This window comes from Myxococcus sp. CA051A (genome assembly GCF_013336705.1).
Classification (GTDB): domain Bacteria; phylum Myxococcota; class Myxococcia; order Myxococcales; family Myxococcaceae; genus Myxococcus; species Myxococcus llanfairpwllgwyngyllgogerychwyrndrobwllllantysiliogogogochensis.
This window is the reverse complement of sequence record NZ_JABUMS010000001.1, coordinates 897,799-913,016: the sequence shown is the minus strand read 5'-3', so window position 1 is coordinate 913,016 and position 15,218 is coordinate 897,799. Positions and strand designations below refer to the sequence as shown.

General features: G+C 68.7%; 16 protein-coding genes. 11 read left to right on the top strand and 5 right to left on the bottom strand.

The features are described from left to right. Window positions 1-112: 112 nt before the first annotated feature. On the top strand, window positions 113-502 hold the full coding sequence (locus tag HUA74_RS03685; protein WP_174453429.1) for a DoxX family protein: 390 nt from the start codon (window positions 113-115) through the stop codon (window positions 500-502). 11 nt (window positions 503-513) lie between these two features. Here HUA74_RS03685 and HUA74_RS03680 read toward each other — a convergent pair whose 3' ends face one another. Beyond that, window positions 514-1,188, bottom strand: coding sequence for an SOS response-associated peptidase (locus HUA74_RS03680; protein WP_141645719.1), 675 nt, complete (start codon window positions 1,186-1,188; stop codon window positions 514-516). Window positions 1,189-1,284: 96 nt separating this feature from the next. On the opposite strand from HUA74_RS03680, the gene HUA74_RS03675 reads away from it, so the two are divergent. From HUA74_RS03675 to HUA74_RS03655, 5 genes are all read left to right on the top strand, one after another. Next, a complete protein-coding gene (locus tag HUA74_RS03675) occupies window positions 1,285-1,503 on the top strand; it encodes a hypothetical protein (RefSeq protein ID WP_174453428.1) in 219 nt (72 codons plus the stop codon). A 60-nt stretch (window positions 1,504-1,563) separates the two neighbouring features. Next, window positions 1,564-2,289: a hypothetical protein gene (locus tag HUA74_RS45380; RefSeq protein WP_254624877.1), complete on the top strand. Its 726-nt coding sequence runs from the start codon at window positions 1,564-1,566 to the stop codon at window positions 2,287-2,289. 106 nt (window positions 2,290-2,395) lie between these two features. Then, a complete protein-coding gene (locus HUA74_RS03665) occupies window positions 2,396-3,919 on the top strand; it encodes a hypothetical protein (protein ID WP_174453427.1) in 1,524 nt (507 codons plus the stop codon). 236 nt (window positions 3,920-4,155) lie between these two features. Next, window positions 4,156-4,758, top strand: coding sequence for a TetR/AcrR family transcriptional regulator (locus tag HUA74_RS03660; RefSeq protein WP_141645716.1), 603 nt, complete (start codon window positions 4,156-4,158; stop codon window positions 4,756-4,758). 158 nt (window positions 4,759-4,916) lie between these two features. Then, entirely contained in the window at window positions 4,917-5,951 is a 1,035-nt protein-coding gene (locus HUA74_RS03655; protein WP_174453426.1) for an NADP-dependent oxidoreductase, read from the top strand. 145 nt (window positions 5,952-6,096) lie between these two features. On the opposite strand, the gene HUA74_RS46570 is transcribed toward HUA74_RS03655, so the two are convergent. Then, a complete protein-coding gene (locus HUA74_RS46570; RefSeq protein ID WP_174453425.1) occupies window positions 6,097-6,927 on the bottom strand; it encodes a response regulator in 831 nt (276 codons plus the stop codon). After that, the gene (locus HUA74_RS03645; RefSeq protein ID WP_174453424.1) at window positions 6,920-7,993 is read right to left on the bottom strand and encodes a histidine kinase; all 1,074 of its coding nucleotides are present in this window, start codon (window positions 7,991-7,993) and stop codon (window positions 6,920-6,922) included. The genes HUA74_RS46570 and HUA74_RS03645 overlap by 8 nt, the downstream gene beginning before the upstream one ends. A 244-nt stretch (window positions 7,994-8,237) precedes the next feature. Between HUA74_RS03645 and HUA74_RS03640 the strand changes: the two genes are divergently transcribed. Then, window positions 8,238-8,693 (top strand): VOC family protein, encoded by a 456-nt coding sequence (locus tag HUA74_RS03640; RefSeq protein ID WP_174453423.1) that lies wholly within the window; start codon window positions 8,238-8,240, stop codon window positions 8,691-8,693. Between the two features lie 18 nt (window positions 8,694-8,711). Here HUA74_RS03640 and dgt read toward each other — a convergent pair whose 3' ends face one another. Next, window positions 8,712-10,163 carry a dGTP triphosphohydrolase gene (dgt, locus tag HUA74_RS03635; RefSeq protein ID WP_371817188.1) on the bottom strand — a complete coding sequence of 484 codons (1,452 nt, stop codon included), beginning with the start codon at window positions 10,161-10,163 and terminating at the stop codon, window positions 8,712-8,714. 230 nt (window positions 10,164-10,393) lie between these two features. Between dgt and HUA74_RS03630 the strand changes: the two genes are divergently transcribed. Then, the gene (locus HUA74_RS03630; RefSeq protein WP_141645711.1) at window positions 10,394-10,909 is read left to right on the top strand and encodes an OmpA family protein; all 516 of its coding nucleotides are present in this window, start codon (window positions 10,394-10,396) and stop codon (window positions 10,907-10,909) included. Window positions 10,910-11,000: 91 nt separating this feature from the next. Here the strand turns inward: HUA74_RS03630 and HUA74_RS03625 are convergent, their stop codons facing one another. Next, complete coding sequence (locus tag HUA74_RS03625; RefSeq protein ID WP_174453422.1) at window positions 11,001-12,638, bottom strand: GMC family oxidoreductase; 1,638 nt, start codon at window positions 12,636-12,638, stop codon at window positions 11,001-11,003. A gap of 339 nt (window positions 12,639-12,977) precedes the next feature. On the opposite strand from HUA74_RS03625, the gene HUA74_RS03620 reads away from it, so the two are divergent. The 3 genes from HUA74_RS03620 to HUA74_RS03610 are packed head-to-tail and all read left to right on the top strand — an operon-like array spanning window position 12,978 to window position 15,215. Then, entirely contained in the window at window positions 12,978-13,430 is a 453-nt protein-coding gene (locus HUA74_RS03620) for a nuclear transport factor 2 family protein (RefSeq protein ID WP_174453421.1), read from the top strand. 10 nt (window positions 13,431-13,440) lie between these two features. Further along, window positions 13,441-14,487 carry a sensor histidine kinase gene (locus tag HUA74_RS03615; RefSeq protein WP_174453420.1) on the top strand — a complete coding sequence of 349 codons (1,047 nt, stop codon included), beginning with the start codon at window positions 13,441-13,443 and terminating at the stop codon, window positions 14,485-14,487. Next, the gene (locus tag HUA74_RS03610; protein WP_174453419.1) at window positions 14,484-15,215 is read left to right on the top strand and encodes a LytTR family DNA-binding domain-containing protein; all 732 of its coding nucleotides are present in this window, start codon (window positions 14,484-14,486) and stop codon (window positions 15,213-15,215) included. Before HUA74_RS03615 ends, HUA74_RS03610 begins: the two co-directional genes overlap by 4 nt. The last annotated feature ends 3 nt before the right edge of the window (window positions 15,216-15,218 follow it).

The following is a 15,218-nucleotide window of genomic DNA, read 5'->3' as shown; positions in this document are numbered from 1 at the left end:
TGTCCGCCGCGATTCGCGACGCGACAGGGAATGAACGCCTCGCCGGGAATCCTTCGGTTCGAGGCACGACGACGTCATGCGAGGATGCGGCAACGCTTTGGAGGACTACGACATGGTGGGAAGAATGGCGTTGGGCTGGACGCTGGTGCGGGCTGTATTTGGGCTCGCGCTGGGACTGGGGCATGGGTTGCCGAAAGTCACCGGAGACATGTCCCGATTCGCCGCGGGCGTGGCGGAGCTGGGGTTCCCCTTTCCGCTCTTCTTCGCGTGGTGCGCGTCGTTGGCGGAGCTGGTGGGCGGGGTGCTCGTGGCGGTGGGGCTCTTCACACGGCCGGCCGCGGCGATGGCGGGCTTCACCATGCTGGTGGCGTTGTTCCGCCACCGCGCGGACCCGTTCGGGCGCATGGAGCTGGCGCTGATCTATCTCACGGTGATGGTGGCGGTGGCCCTCATCGGCGGAGGGCCCTGGAGCCTGGACTCACGCGTGCGGCGCAAGGCGTAGCGGCACTCGCGCTATGCGGCCACGCGCTCCACACACGCGGGCACGTCGTTCGTGGGGATGTTGACCACGCGCGAGACCTCGTAGGCCTCCATCCCTCCGTCGACGGCGGGCACCAGCAGCGGCAACAACACCGCCGCCTCCTGGGGCTCCGGACGCAGCCACACCTCCTGCGCCTGCGGAGAGAGGATGACGGGCATCCGGTCGTGAATCGGCGCCATCAGCGCGTTGGGGCCCGTGGTGATGATGGTGCACGTGCGCAGCACCTCACCCGTGTCCGGCGCCGTCCACTCCTCCCACAACCCGGCGAGCGCCAGGGGCTTGTCGTCCTCACGGTGGAAGAGGAAGGGCGTCTTCGGCTTCGTGGACTGCTTCCACTCATACCAACCGTCCACCACCACCAGACACCGCCGCCGCTTGAGCGCGCTGCGGAAGCTGGGCTTCTCCGCCACCGTCTCACCGCGTGCGTTGATGAGCTTGTTGCCGATGCTCGCGTCCTTCGCCCACGAGGGGATGAGCCCCCAACGAAACGCATCCAACATCCGCGCGCCGTCATTGGGCACCACGGGCATCAACTGCGTGGGCGCCAGGTTGAAGCGCGGGCGATCCACCGCCGCGCGAATGCCAGCAAGCCCCAGCTCCACCACGAGCTGGTCTGGAGAAGTCCGAACGGTGACACGGCCACACATGGGGCGGGAGTATCGCCCTGTCCACGGTGAGACCCAAGCAGTCCGTGCAGGGCCGGCCCGAAAGCAACCAGCCGGCCGACGCGGTAGACTGCGGGAATGAGCGAAGACAACCGTTCGAACTTTGGCGGGCCGTCGGAGCCGAAGAAGAATCCGAAGGTGTTCGGCGTCCCCGTGAAAATCGACCCGTACACCTCCGTGCGACCGGAGCACCCCACCGGCGAGTACGGCATGCCCAACACGTCCACGAAGAAGAAGAGCGACAAGCCCTTCGACCCCTTCGCGGTCGTCATCGAGTCACCAGAAGGCGGCACTTGAACGACACGGCGCACTGAAACCGGACCTTCGCCCGCCGCCCCTGGTCTAGATAGGCGGGCCATGAACCGGTTCACGCTCCTGTCCGTCTGCGCCGCGGCCTCGCTCCTCGCCTGCACCCCGCGCGCCTCCACTCCGCCGTTGGGGGAGGATGCCAGCACACCTCCTCCGTCCACGGAGACTCAGCCCCCCGCCGCGCCCATGAGTCCTCGAGCCGAGGGTGATGGGACTGTCGCAAGCTCCGACTCTGGCTCGCGCGTGGAGGACGCGGGCACCACGGACGCGGGCCTCCTGGCTGGGAGCCCTGGCGACGCGGGCGCCGTGAAGTGCTCCGCGATGGACCTGCCTCTCCCGGAGCCGCGTACTGGCCCGCCGCCGCCGCCGAAGGCCGTGGAGGACATGCGCCGCCGCATCATCGCCGCCGCCAGGGCCTGTGACTACGCGCAGCTCTCCAAGCTGGCGGACGAAAAGGGCAAGAGCGTGCGCTTCACCTTCGGCGATGGCGACGACGTCGCGGCGTACTGGAAGGAACGAGAGGCCGACGGCGAGCCCATCCTCGCGCGCCTCGTCAACGTGCTGGACCTTCCCTACGCACTGCAAGGCGGCATCTATTACTGGCCCTGGCTTCACGTGACCGGCGTCAAGAACCCGGAGGACTGGAAGGCGCTTTCCGACGTCTATTCGGAGGCGGAGTTGAAGGGCATGCGCGAGACGCGCGACAGTTACTACGGCCTGCGCGTGGGCATCAGCAAGACGGGTGACTGGCAGCTCGCCGTCTCCGGAGACTGAAGCCCGCGACGCCGTTCGCCGCACCGGGCTCACCACTCGCCGCGCGTTTCAGGCCATTCCCTGCACGCCCCGGAAGGGTGATGCGCGCGGCGACATCCTGGCGGGCATGAGAAGACTTCCACTGTCACTCGTGCTCGCCACACTGCTGTTCGCCTCCACCGCGCGCTCCGCCGAAGACACCGCCCGGCCCCGCGTCCAGGCCGCCCTGGAGGCCATGGGCGGTGAAACACGGCTGCGGGCCCTCTCCAGCCTGCGCATTCACGGCATCGGCCACTGGAACCTGCTGGAGCAGTCCGAGCGCCCCGCCGCGCCCTGGCTCGTCATGTACGAGCAACTCGAGGAGGTTCGGGACCTGCGCCACCGGCGCCTGCGTCAGAAGACGGAGAGCCGAGGGGCCGCGGGCCTCGACTCCTGGCAGGCCGTGACGATGATGCTGTCCGACGGCGTCGTGGCGATGGAGCGCGGTGGAAAGGTGTTCCCCGCCGGCGCCGCGCAGCTCCAGGACATGGAGGAGCGCCTGGACTTCGCTCCCGAGCGGGTCCTCTTCACCGCGCTGGAAGCCGCCGACCTGCGCGCTCTTCCCGACACCGTATTGCAGGACGTGCCCCACCATGTGGTGACGTTCCACCATGGGAGCGCGACGGCGAAGCTGTTCCTCAATGCCCGGACCGGGCTGCCCACTCAGGTGGAGACCGTGGACGCGCACCCTGGTGACTTCTTCTGGAGCGTCTGGGGTGACGTGCGCACCCGGCTGTCGTTCCAGTCCTGGTCCCTGGAGTCAGGGGGCCTGCGTTACCCCCGACACTGGGAATGGGAGCGCAATGGCAACGCCTATCACTCCTTCACGGTGACGCGGCTGGAGCTGGAGCCGAAGTTGTCCGAGTCCGACTTCTCCATTCCCGAGGACGTGCGCAAGGGCTTCGCGGCGCGGAGCAAGACCACGGCGGAGACCGCTCCACTGGGCCGGCCCGACCGGCCCGCCGTCGAGCTGGTGCCTGGCGTGGTGCACCTGCCCGGCGCCTGGGACGTCGTCCTCGTGAAGCAGGACGACGGTCTGGTCATCATCGAGGCACCCTTGTCCTCGGGTTACTCGGCGCGAGTGATGGATGAGGCCCAGCGGCGCTTCCCGGGCGTGAAGGTGAAGGCCGTGGTGACCACCAGCGATGCGTGGCCCCACATCGGCGGACTGCGGGAGTACGTCGCTCGCGGGGTGCCCCTCCATGTGCTGGACCTCAACCGTCCACTGGTGGAGCGCCTCTTGAAGTCGCCCCGCACCCTCACGCCGGATGCGCTCGCGAAGTCGCCTCGCTCCAGTGCGATTCGTCCCGTCGGCACGCGCACCACGCTGGGCTCCGGGAAGAACCGCCTGGAACTGGTGCCTGTGCGCACCGAGACGGGCGAGCGCATGCTCTTCGTCGGACTCCCCGAGCACCGCCTCCTGTACACCAGCGACCTGGTGCAGCCGATGCCGGACGGCTCGTTCTTCAACGTGCAACAGCTCGCCGAGACGGTGGAGGTCGTCGCGCGCGAGAAGCTGGAGGTGACCCGCGTCTTTGGCATGCACCTGAGCGCCAGGGAGTGGTCCGACGTGACCACCGCCGTGGAGAAGGTGCGCGTACCGGCCCCGTGACATTCCGTCCGCCATCACGGGTGTGCGAGGACTGACGCCACATGGAAGGACTCGGGAGGCCGCGCAGCCCATCCCTTCGTGGATGGGAGCGCTGGCGCCAGGGTCGAGACCTTCCTTCGTGAGCGCGGCGTCTTCCAGGAGCGGACCGTAGATGACGTCGCGGCGCGGGTGGAGCTCTACGGCCTGGGGCTCCGATTCAGTAGACGACCGGTCTAATGCGCCGTTATGTTCGACGCATGACCGCGCCCGCCGCCGCGACCGACGTCCGCCAGCACATCCTCGATGTGGCCAAGCCACTGTTGCTGCGCAAGGGCTTCACCGGAGTCGGCCTGACCGAGGTGCTCACGGCGGCGCAGGTGCCAAAGGGCTCGTTTTATCACTACTTCGGATCCAAGGAGTCGTTCGGGCAGGCGGTCATCGAGGCGTACTTCACCGACTACCTGGGGCGAATGGACGCACTGCTGTCGCAGCGGGGCACGGCCGCGCGGCGGTTGACCGCCTACTTCCGCGATTGGCTCGACTCGCAGACCGGCGACGACGCGAAGAGCCGGTGCCTCGTGGTCAAGCTCGGCGCGGAGGTCAGCGATTTGTCCGAGAGCATGCGCGCGGAACTGGAACAGGGGACGCGTGGAGTCGTCGAACGCCTGGCTCGCTGCATCGAAGCGGGCAGGACGGACGGCTCTCTGTCTGCCCCACTGGACTCGCACGCTGTCGCGGCCTCTCTCTACCAGAGCTGGCTTGGCGCCAGCCTGCTCGCCAAGATTTCTCGCGACCGCGCGCCACTGGACGCGGTCATGGCCGCCACACGGAAGCAGCTGGGTCTCACGAAAGCCCGCTGAACGGGAACGGGGCACGGGTGTGCCCCCTTTTTTTGCCAGTCCACTAGACGACCGGTCTATTCCGGTCCGCACACCGCTCTCGCGACGTCCGTGCATGTGCATGCGGCGGCGCCAGAGCGCTCCAGCAGAACGTCTCCCCACACCCCAGGAGCAAGCCCATGAAGCCAGATGCCGCCGTCAATCGCCGTGTCGTCCTCGCCGCGCGTCCACGCGGGTCGCCGACGCCCCGGGACTTCCGTCTCGACGAAGTCGCCGTACCGACGCCCGCCGAAGGACAGGTGCTGCTGCGCACGCTGTACCTGTCGCTCGACCCGTACATGCGCCAGGTGATGGACGAAATCCCTCCGGTCTACGCGCCCTCGGTGCCGCTGGGTGACCCCATGGCGGGCGGCACGGTCAACCGCGTCGTCGCGTCCAGGCATCCGCGATTCCGCGCCGGTGACCTGGTGCTCGGCAGAGCGGGCTGGCAGGACTACGCGCTGTCGGACGGGCAAGACCTGGTCCCGCTCGGCGCGCTGACGCAGCCGTCACTGGCGCTGGGCGTGCTCGGCATGCCCGCGTTCACCGCCTACGTGGGCCTGCTCGACATCGGCCGCCCCCAGCGGGGCGAAACCGTGGTCGTGGCCGCCGCATCCGGCGGGGTCGGCGCGGTGGTCGGGCAGCTCGCCCGGCTCAAGGGCGCGCGCGTGGTCGGCATCGCCGGCGGCGCGGACAAGTGCCGCTACGCGGTCGAGGAGCTCGGCTTCGACGTCTGCCTCGACCGCAGAGACCCTCGGCTGGCCGAACACCTCGCGGCCGCCTGCCCGAACGGCATCGACATCTATTTCGAGAACGTCGGCGGCGCGGTGTTCGAGGCGGTGCTGCCACTGCTCAACGTCGGCGCGCGCGTGCCGGTGTGCGGTTTGATTTCGCACTACAACGAAGAGACGCCGCCGGCGGGGCCGAACCTGCTGCCTGGGGTGATGAAGGCCGTGTTGCAGAAGCGCATCACCGTGCAGGGCCTGGTCATCCTCGACCACTACGCCGACCGCTTCGACGCCTTCTTCCGCGACATGGGCGAGTGGGTCGCCGCCGGACAGGTGAAGCTGCGTGAGGACGTGGTCGACGGCCTGGAGAACGCGCCGACGGCGCTCATCGGCCTGCTCCAGGGACGCAACTTCGGCAAGCTCGTGGTGCGTGTCGCCGACGTTTGACGTCGCCCCAGGCAGGTCACCGGGGTGCCATCGCGGCGGACAGGTCGATGGGTTCACCTGTCGCCGCGCCCGCTTCGGAGACTGAATGGCCACCCTCCCCTGTTACCCTGGAAGAATGCCGCCAGCGTTCGCGTGAAGGGTCCGCTCAGCGGGCCCGGCCGAGCCTGCGCTCCAGCACGTCCTTGCGAGTGCGGCTCACCCGCAGCCTCTGGCCAGTGCTCAGCACCACCACCGTCTCCGTGGGCGAGTCGTGGTGCAGCTCACGGATGCGCCCCACGTTGACGATGACCGAGCGATGGATGCGCACGAAACGCTCCGCGTCCAGCCTGGACTCCAGGGCCGCGAGGCTCTCTCGCAGCACATGCTCCCGGTCCCCGACGTGCAACGTGACGCAGTAGTCGTCGGCCCCAATCCAGTCGATGTCCGCCACCGGCACCAGCACCGAGCGCGTGCCCACCTTCACCAGCAACCGCTCCATGGGCTCGCCCGGACGCGCGGGCTCCGAAGGGGGTGGCCCGGCAGCCCCTGTCCCCTGCGCGGGAACAGCGGGGCCCGCCGCGTCCGCCAGCAGGGCCGCGAGCTTCCGCCCCAGCTCCACCGCTTCGCCCTGCCGCAGTCGCTGCCGGGCCCGGTGCAGCGCCTCGTCGAAGCGCTCGTCCGCGAAGGGCTTCACCAGGTAGTCCACCGCGTGCATGTCGAACGCGCGGACGGCGAAGGTGTCGTATGCGGTGACGAAGATGACCGCGGGCATCCGCGCCGCGCCCACTTCCCGGATGACGCCGAAGCCATCCAGCTCCGGCATCTGCACGTCGAGCAACACCAGGTGAGGCCGCAGCGAGTGGATGGCGGCCACCGCCTCGCGTCCGTCACGACACTCGCCACACACCGTCACGTCCGCGTGTCGGCTCAGCGCCTGTCGCAGTCCCCGCCGGGCCAGCGGCTCATCGTCCACCAGCAGGACGCTCAGCTCAGCCACGCGCGGCTCCCGCCTCGGACGCCGTGACGACAGCGTGGAAGGGCAGCGTGACGGTGGCCACCATGCCCACGCCCTCCCTCGGTGGAGCCACGACGACACGCCCCGCGTCGCCATAGAGCTGCGACAAGCGTGCCCGCGTGTTGGACAGGCCGATGCCCGGGCTGCGCTCCAGGTCGAAGCCAGCCGGGAGCCCCGGCCCGTCGTCCTCCACCTCGAGCGACAACGCGTCTCCCTGGCGACGCGCACGGATGCGCAGCACGCCCGCCGCCGTGCGCGCGGAGACCCCGTGGCGGATGGCGTTCTCCACCAGCGGCTGGAGCACCAGGTGCGGCACCCGCGCGTCCAGGAGGGCATCGTCCACGTCCCAGTCGACGCGCAAGCGGTCCTGGAAGCGAAGCTGCTGGATTTCCAGATAGCGCGACAGCACCGCCACCTCTTCTCGCAGCGAGACCTCTTGCGTGGCGCCCTGCTTCAACAACCCGCGCAGGATGTCACCGAGCAGCACGAGCATCCTCGCGGCCGTGTCCGTCTCCTGCGCGCGCACCAGGACGACGATGGCGTTGAGGGTGTTGAACAGGAAGTGCGGATGGAGCTGGACCTGGAGGGCCTGGAGCCGGGCTTCGGCGAGCTCGATGGCCAGCGCCGCGGCCTGACGCTCCTTCTCCCGAGCCCTCTGCTGGGAGGCAAGCGACTGCGCTACACCGACCACCGCCGCGTAGGTCATCGCCATCATCGGCAGCCAGCCCAGCGAGTAGCGCAGCAGCATCATCGCGAAGGAAGGCCCACCCGCGCCCATCGCTGGCACGAAGGCGCGCTGAAAGGCGGTGTACACGAGCGCGAAGAGACACCCCACGCCCAGGCAGGCCAACAGGTGGCTCGCCCAGGCTCGCGCACGAAAGGGCCGCCCCAGCCGCCACCTGCGCGCGAGGTGGAAGACGATGGGCGTGGCGGGCACCCACACGTACCAGGCTGGCAGCTGTGACACGAAGGCGCGCCAAGGCTCCAGCGGCTTGGGGCTCGACAGGCTGAAGAAGTACGTCTCCAGCGCGGAGAGCGTCCCGGGCACGGTCCACACCGCGACCTGACTCAGCCATCGCCGCCATGGGGAGGACGGCGTCTCTTCTTCCAGCGGTGTCACGATGCCGCCGAGTGTAGCGGAGCCCCCAGGAGGGGCCTACGTCGACGTCGCGCCAGGGGTACCCGAGAGACGCACCTCCCTCGCCACCTCGGAGAGCCGGGGCTCGGGCGGGGGTATCGCTTGCGAGCCTCGCGCCTGGTGCCCACCTGTCCCGGAAGGAGGCTCGAGGCCCATGGGACTTGGACGAACGAAGGCGGTGCCCACCCTGGCGGTGACGGACCTGAAGACAGCCCGGCGGTTCTACAGCGAGGTGCTGGGGTTGGAAGAAGTGTCGGAGCTGGGGGAGGAAGGCGCGGCCATGTTCCGCGCGGGCGGGGATTCCTACCTGCTGCTCTATGAGCGCTCGACGCCCTCCGGCTCCACCGCGACCGCGTGCTCATTCGCCGTGGAGGACGTGGAGGCGACGGTGGACAGCCTGCGGAGCGCCGGCGTGAAGCTCGAGGACTACGACATTCCGGAGATGGGCATCCAGACGCGCAATGGAATCGCCACCATGGGGGACATCAAGTCCGCGTGGTTCAAGGACCCGTCGGGCAACATCCTGGCCATCGACAACTCACTGTCCCAGTTGGACCAGCGCGGACGCGACCGCCGCACGGGGGCACCCGCGGAGGACTTGCACGCCTGAGGCACGGAGAGGGCGCCGCTAGGTCGGCAGCTTGATGCCGGACAACCGCTGGTACAGCTCCACCGCGAAGCCGTCCGTCATCCCGGAGATGTAGTCCGTGACGCACAGGAGCCGCTGGTACATGGACAACCTCGCGAGCGCCTCACCGATGTCCTCGCTCTTCAGCGGATTGTCTGGCCGCTGAAACAGCTCCAGGGGGAGAAGCTGTCGCAGCTTCTTCTCCTCGCGATTGGGCGTGTCCGTCACCACCGCCCCCGCGAACATGTCGAGCAGGCCACCCAGTGTCTTGAAGCCCGCGCTCTCGATTTGCAGCACGCGCTCGCTCTCGTAGCCCTGGCGCCGCGTCAGCTCCTTGATGACCTTCAGCGGCACGCGGACTTCGTCCCGCGCGGAGACAAGTGGCGTCTCCCACTCCCCCGCCTCCATCGCCTCCACGTGCTCCAGGAACACGCGCACACACGCCTGGATGAGCACGCCAATCGCCCGAGCCCGCGCCTGCGCCATCCGCGTCTCCGGGTGCGCCGGAGGCGGCCGGACCTCGCCCTTCACCGGTGACGGCAGCACCTTGTCCAGCAGCTCGCAGGCGTCCTTTGTCGGAATCAGGCCGAGCTTCGCGGAGTCCTCCAGGTCGATGACCGCGTAGCAGATGTCGTCCGCCGCCTCGACGAGGAAGGCCAACGGGTGCCGGGAGAAGACGCCCTCCTCGCGCTCTCGCAGGCCCGCGGCGCGATAGGCCTCCAGCGCCAGCACACGGTCGTCCTGGAAGTAACCGAACTTCTTCTCCGACACGCGCCCCTTCACCGGCTCGCGGCCGCCAGGGAGGACGGACGGGCGCGGGTACTTGCTCATCGCGCCCAGCGTCGCCGCCGTGTAGCGCAGCCCGCCCCGCCGCTCGCGCGACTGGAGCCGGTTGAGGATTCGGAAGCCCTGCGCGTTGCCCTCGAAGCTCTCCAGGTCCTTCCACTCCTCCCGAGAACCGAAGGGGCTCGGGCGGTTTGAAGGCGCGCTTCCCGGGGCCGTGAGCCGCTGCTCCACCCAGTGCTGGATGGCCGCCTCGCCGGAGTGGCCGAAGGGCGGATTGCCGATGTCGTGCGCCAGGCACGCCGCCGCGACGATGGTGCCCAGGTGCGAGGGCTCCACCTTCACGTCCTGCATCTTCAGTCCCCGGCCCGCGAGCTGGCCCAGCGAGCGCCCCACGCAGGACGCCTCGATGCTGTGGGTCAGCCGCGTGCGCGTGTAGTCGCTCGACGAGAGGGGGAAGACCTGCGTCTTGTCATGCAGGCAACGAAACTCGCTGGAGAAGACGATGCGGTCGTAGTCCACGTCGTACGGCGTGCGCTCGTCCAACGGGAGATGCTCGTAGCTGGTGGGCGCCTTCTCCACCAACGCCTCCACCGGCTTCACGTCCGAGCCCACCCGGTGCCCCGAGAGGAACTGCCGCCACCGCTCCGTCCGACTGCCGCTGCCCACGGATGCCTCACTGTCGCTGCGTGGAAGGACTCCGGGTGTCCATGCTGCTCCGCCCACACGCCGAGGCAAGTTTTCCCGGGACCTCCATCCCGAGGGTACTCCCTCCCACCTCGGCAGGCGGGCGGCGGCTCCATCGGCCGGGAGGCATCGTGGTGCTGGACGGGAGAGGACTCCCTGGGCAGCCTGTGTCCCCGGTTCCCTTCCCCATTGGAACCCAAGGAGTCCCACGTATGAAGCTCAAGGCGTTGTGCATCGCCGTGTCGCTGCTGGCCGTCCCGAGCGTGGCCGCCGCGCAGAGCCCCTTCGATTCCATCAAGAAGGCCGCGGGCGACGCGGGCAAGTCCACCGTCGAGAAGAAGGTCAACACCAAGCTGACGGACGAGGCGAAGAAGAACCAGTGCAGCTTCAAGACGGGCACCGCGGAGCTGGCCCCCGGCTGCGACGCGAAGCTCAAGAAGCTCGCCAACGCCCTCGTCGACGCCAAGAAGCAGCTCACCGCCGCGGGAGTGAAGACCTACAAGTTCGAGGTCTCTGGCCATACCGACTCGACGGGTGACGCCGCGAAGAACAAGCAGCTCAGCGAGCAGCGCGCGGAGGCCATCGTCAAGGAGCTGGTCGCCCGAGGCATCTCCCGGAGCGAAATCACCGCCGTGGGGCTGGGCGCGGATCGCCCCCTGGTGAAGCCGGACAACACCGAGGCGAAGAAGGCGAAGAACCGCCGCTACGAGCTCCAGGTCCGCCTGTAGCCGTCGTCAGCGCATCAGTTGCGGGAGGGCGGCGCCGTCACTCCATCGACGGCGCTGTCGCCCGCGTGTACTGCCGGGATTGAACCCAAACTCAGCGCGTGAGCTGCGGCGCCGTCTCCGACACACCCGGCGACACGGTCCTCTTCACTTCGTCGCCTGCGTGCGCGGCTGGGATGAACGTCATCGCGCGCTCGGCGAGCGCGGTGATGGTGAGCGAAGGGTTGACGCCCGGATTGGCGGAGATGGCCGAGCCATCCACCACGTACAGGCCCTCGTAGCCGAAGACGCGGTGGCGATGGTCGATGACGCCCGTCTCCGCCGAGTCTCCCATGCAGCAGCCACCCAGGATGTGCGCGGTGGTGGGGATGCCCAGCACCGTCTCGCTCACCATCGTCATGGGATACCCGTCGAGCTTGTCGGACACGCGCTTCGCCAGGTCGAACGCCTCCGGCATGTTGGAGGTCGGCGCGGGGCCGGACTGGAGGCCCGTGGTGAGGCCCCTGCGCAGGCCGGTGGTCAGCCCTCTCGCGCGCCGCATGCGCAGGTGCCCTTCCAGCGTGCGCATGTAGAGGAGAATCATCGTCCGCCGCGCGAAGTCCGGAACAAACCAGGCCTTGAGGAAGCGCAATGGATGCCGCGCGAGCAGCGCGAAGAGCCGCGCCACCCGCGTGAGCATCGTCGTCCCGCGCACCTGCGGCGCCATCAGCAGACGGAAGAATCCCGAGCCCGCCGAGTAGCGCACCGGCTCCAGGTGCGAGCGCTCGTCGGTGTGCAGGATGGAGCCGATGGCGATGCCCTTCGAGAGGTCTTGGTCCTTGTGCCCACTCACGATGCCCACCAGGGCCTCGGAGTTGGTGCGCACGCTGTCACCCAGTCGCTCCGACAGCCGGGGCAGTCCGTCCGGACGCTCCTTCAAGCGCAGCAGCAGGTCCACGGTGCCCAGCACGCCCCCAGCGAAGACGACGTTGCGCGCGGTGAAGCGCAGCGTCTTCCGGGAGAACAGGCCGGTGCCCTGGCGCGCCTCCACTTCGTAACCACCCTCCGGCAGCGGGCGCACCCACGTCGCCTCGGTATCAGCGTGCAGCGTGAGGCCGCGCTTCTCCGCGAGGTGGAGGTAGTTCCGGTCCAGCGTGTTCTTCGCGCCGTGGCGACAGCCAAGCATGCAGCCGCCGCAGGCGATGCAGCCGGTTCGCTCCGGGCCCTCGCCTCCGAAGTAGGGGTCCTTCACGGTGACGCCCGGCTCGCCGAAGTAGACCGCCACGGTGGCGGGCTCGAAGCCCTGACGGCCGATGTCCTTGCCCACCTCCGCGAGCACCCGGTCCGGCACCGTGGTGAGCGGATTGAGCGTGGCGCCAAGCATCCGTCGCGCGGTGCGGTAGTGCCCGGACAGCTCTTCCTTCCAGTTCGCGAGGTGCCCCCACGAGGTGGCCTCGAAGAAGTCATCCTTCGGAACGGGCAGCGTGTTCGCGTAGACGAGCGAGCCTCCGCCCACCCCCACGCCGGACAGCACGGTGACGTGGCGGAAGAATGTCATCTTGAACAGGCCGCGCCAGCCGAGCTGTGGCATCCACAACCAGCGCTTCAGGTCCCAGTTCGTCTTCGGGAAGTCGGCGGCGAGCAGACGCTGGCCCTTCTCCAGCATCACCACGCGGTAGCCCTTCTCGGTCAACCGCAGCGCGCTGACACTGCCGCCGAAGCCCGAGCCGATGATGAGCCAGTCGCAGTCCATGCGTCTCCCGTCCTCATGTTCCGATGCGCCACCATCCCGAACCGTCGCAACCGGGGCGACCTGCTCGGGCGGCAGCACTCTATGCGAAACACCTCCACCACCAGGGCCCCGAGAAGCAGGCGTACCGCTCCGCGCTGCCCGCCTGTCTGGCAGGTAGGAGACATAAATCGGGATTTCTCGGTGCGCTTTTCGTGGGAACCGGCGGCGCCTGGCGCGCCGCTCGTCGCCTGCCAGCACCGTCCAGCGGTGTCTGACGCCGTTGGAAGAAGCGCGCTGTGCGGACAGGCGAGTCTCCGTTACCCCTGTCGCCGACACCTCGACGCAAACAGGAGACACCCCATGAAGCAGCACCTCAGGAACGCGGTCGCCGTGGGCTCGGTCATCGTGGGAGCGGTACTCGCCTCGGGCAGCGCGCTCGGCACGCCCGCCCCTTCGGAAGACGAGGCTGGCGCGCGACGCGCCGTGGAGCTCTATCTGAAAGGCCACGCCACCGGACAGGTGGCCCCCTTCCGGGAGGCCATGCACGACGAGATGAAGATGTTCCTCAACCGGGATGGAGCGCTCGTGAGGAAGACCACCGCCGAGTACCTCGCGGGTGTGAACGGGAAGCCCGCCGCGGACGAAGCGAAGCGCAAGCGCCGATTGGTCAGCCTGGACGTCACCGGTGACGTGGGCGTCGCCAAGGTCGAGCTCGACCACCCCGACGCGTTCATGACGGACTACCTCACCGTCATCAAGACCGACGGCGCCTGGAAGATCATCAACAAGGTGGTTCACATCCAGAAGCGCTAGAACCCCGAGCATGCGGCTTGGTGCTCGGTTCTGGAAGGTCCAGCTCTGGGGCTGGGGGGCGTACGCGCTCGCCGGCTATGTCCTGTCCATCCCCAACCTGGAGCATGGCGGCACGAAGGAGCACCTCTTCGTCATCGGACTGAAGCTGGTGCGCTCCCTGCTGGGCCTGGGCATCAGCTTGACGATGGCGAGGGTGCTCTCACGGCTGTGGGCGCGGCGCGCACCGGCCTGGGTGCTGGGCACGGTGGGCCTGACGCTCTCTTCGCTGCTGGCCGTGGTGTGGCTGGGGCTGTTGCGCTGGAGCTTCGGGCTGGTCCCCGTGTTCCATCCGGCCTTCACTCACGATGCGCTCAACTGCACCATCGTCCTCCTGGCGTGGAGCGCGCTGTTCCTGGGCAATGCCTACCGGCTCGACCTGGAGGCGGAGCGGGAGCGCGCGCTGCGAGCCCTGTCGCTCGCCACCGAGGCACGCTGGCAGATGCTTCGCTATCAGGTGAACCCCCACTTCCTCTTCAACGCGCTCAACTCCATCCGCGCGCTCGTGGACGAGGAGCCCGGACGCGCGAGGCAGATGATCACGGAGCTGGCCGACTTCTTCCGCTACTCACTGTTGGAGACGCGAGAGCGGGAGGTGCCGCTCGGAGAGGAGCTGCGCGCGATTCGCAGCTACCTGGAGATTCAGCGCATCCGCTTCGAGGAACGGCTGCGCGTCACGTTCGACGTGGGGCCCGGCGCGGAAGAGGCACGGCTGCCGGGCTTCCTGATTCACCCCCTGGTGGAGAACGCGGTGAAGCACGGACTCGACAGTCAGAAGGGACCGCTGGAGCTGCGCATTCGAGCTTCGCGACAGGGCGACACGCTGGAGGTCGAGGTGGCCAACACTGGCTCATGGCGCGAGCCGACGTCTCGGCCCGAGAGCACCGGCACTGGCCTTGCCAATGTCCGCGAGCGACTGGAGCACGCGTACCCGGGCCGGCATCGCTTCACCGTGGGCGCGGATGGCGGCTGGGTGAAGGCCTCCCTTCATGTGGAGCTGGCACGGCGGGAGGCGGCATGAGCGCGAAGCTCGGAGTGCTGCTGGTGGATGACGAGCGACTGGCGCGCAACGAACTGCGCAAGCTGCTCAAGCCCCACCCGGAGCTGGAGGTGGTGGGCGAAGCGGCGGACGCGGACGAGGCCGCGCAGCGCATCGCGGAGCTGGACCCCGACGTGCTCTTCCTCGACGTGCAGATGCCGGGCGCCTCGGGCTTCGACCTGCTGTCGCGCGTGGAGGTCCGGGCCCAGGTCGTCTTTGTCACCGCCTACGACGCGCACGCGCTGCGAGCCTTCGAGGTCAACGCCCTGGACTACCTGCTCAAGCCCGTGCACCCGCAGCGCCTGCGCGCCACGGTGGACCGGGTGCTCCAACGCGCGATGCCCGCGACACCGGTGGAAGCGCCTCGGCCGCTGGCGCTCGATGACCACCTCTTCCTGTCCGGGGAGCGCCGGGTGCGCTTCATTCAAGTCTCGGACCTCTCGGCCGTGTGCAGCGCCGGGGACTACTCGGAGCTGGTGACGCGTGACGGCCAGCGCCATCTGCTCCCCCGCCCGCTCTCGGAGTGGGAAGCGCGGCTGCCGGAGAAGCACTTCGTCCGCATCCACCGGGGCACCATCATCAACCTGGGCTGCGTGGAGCGCGTGGAGAGCGAAGGCGACGAGGGATTTCGCGTCCACGTCCGGGGCGCGGGGGCGCCGCTCTCCATGAGCCGTCGGTATGCGGCGCGACTCAAGTCCCGGCTGACCTGAAGC

Excerpts from the sequence above, each read along its gene's own strand:
- HUA74_RS03640 (WP_174453423.1), top strand. The coding sequence starts at position 8,238 with ATGGGACTTGGACGAACGAAGGCGGTGCCCACCCTGGCGGTGACGGAC.
- HUA74_RS03675 (WP_174453428.1), top strand. The coding sequence starts at position 1,285 with ATGAGCGAAGACAACCGTTCGAACTTTGGCGGGCCGTCGGAGCCGAAG.
- HUA74_RS03610 (WP_174453419.1), top strand. The coding sequence starts at position 14,484 with ATGAGCGCGAAGCTCGGAGTGCTGCTGGTGGATGACGAGCGACTGGCG.
- HUA74_RS03620 (WP_174453421.1), top strand. The coding sequence starts at position 12,978 with ATGAAGCAGCACCTCAGGAACGCGGTCGCCGTGGGCTCGGTCATCGTG.
- HUA74_RS03665 (WP_174453427.1), top strand. The coding sequence starts at position 2,396 with ATGAGAAGACTTCCACTGTCACTCGTGCTCGCCACACTGCTGTTCGCC.
- HUA74_RS03655 (WP_174453426.1), top strand. The coding sequence starts at position 4,917 with ATGAAGCCAGATGCCGCCGTCAATCGCCGTGTCGTCCTCGCCGCGCGT.
- HUA74_RS03660 (WP_141645716.1), top strand. The coding sequence starts at position 4,156 with ATGACCGCGCCCGCCGCCGCGACCGACGTCCGCCAGCACATCCTCGAT.
- HUA74_RS03680 (WP_141645719.1), bottom strand. The coding sequence starts at position 1,188 with ATGTGTGGCCGTGTCACCGTTCGGACTTCTCCAGACCAGCTCGTGGTG.
- HUA74_RS03615 (WP_174453420.1), top strand. The coding sequence starts at position 13,441 with ATGCGGCTTGGTGCTCGGTTCTGGAAGGTCCAGCTCTGGGGCTGGGGG.
- HUA74_RS03625 (WP_174453422.1), bottom strand. The coding sequence starts at position 12,638 with ATGGACTGCGACTGGCTCATCATCGGCTCGGGCTTCGGCGGCAGTGTC.
- HUA74_RS45380 (WP_254624877.1), top strand. The coding sequence starts at position 1,564 with ATGAACCGGTTCACGCTCCTGTCCGTCTGCGCCGCGGCCTCGCTCCTC.
- HUA74_RS03630 (WP_141645711.1), top strand. The coding sequence starts at position 10,394 with ATGAAGCTCAAGGCGTTGTGCATCGCCGTGTCGCTGCTGGCCGTCCCG.
- HUA74_RS03685 (WP_174453429.1), top strand. The coding sequence starts at position 113 with ATGGTGGGAAGAATGGCGTTGGGCTGGACGCTGGTGCGGGCTGTATTT.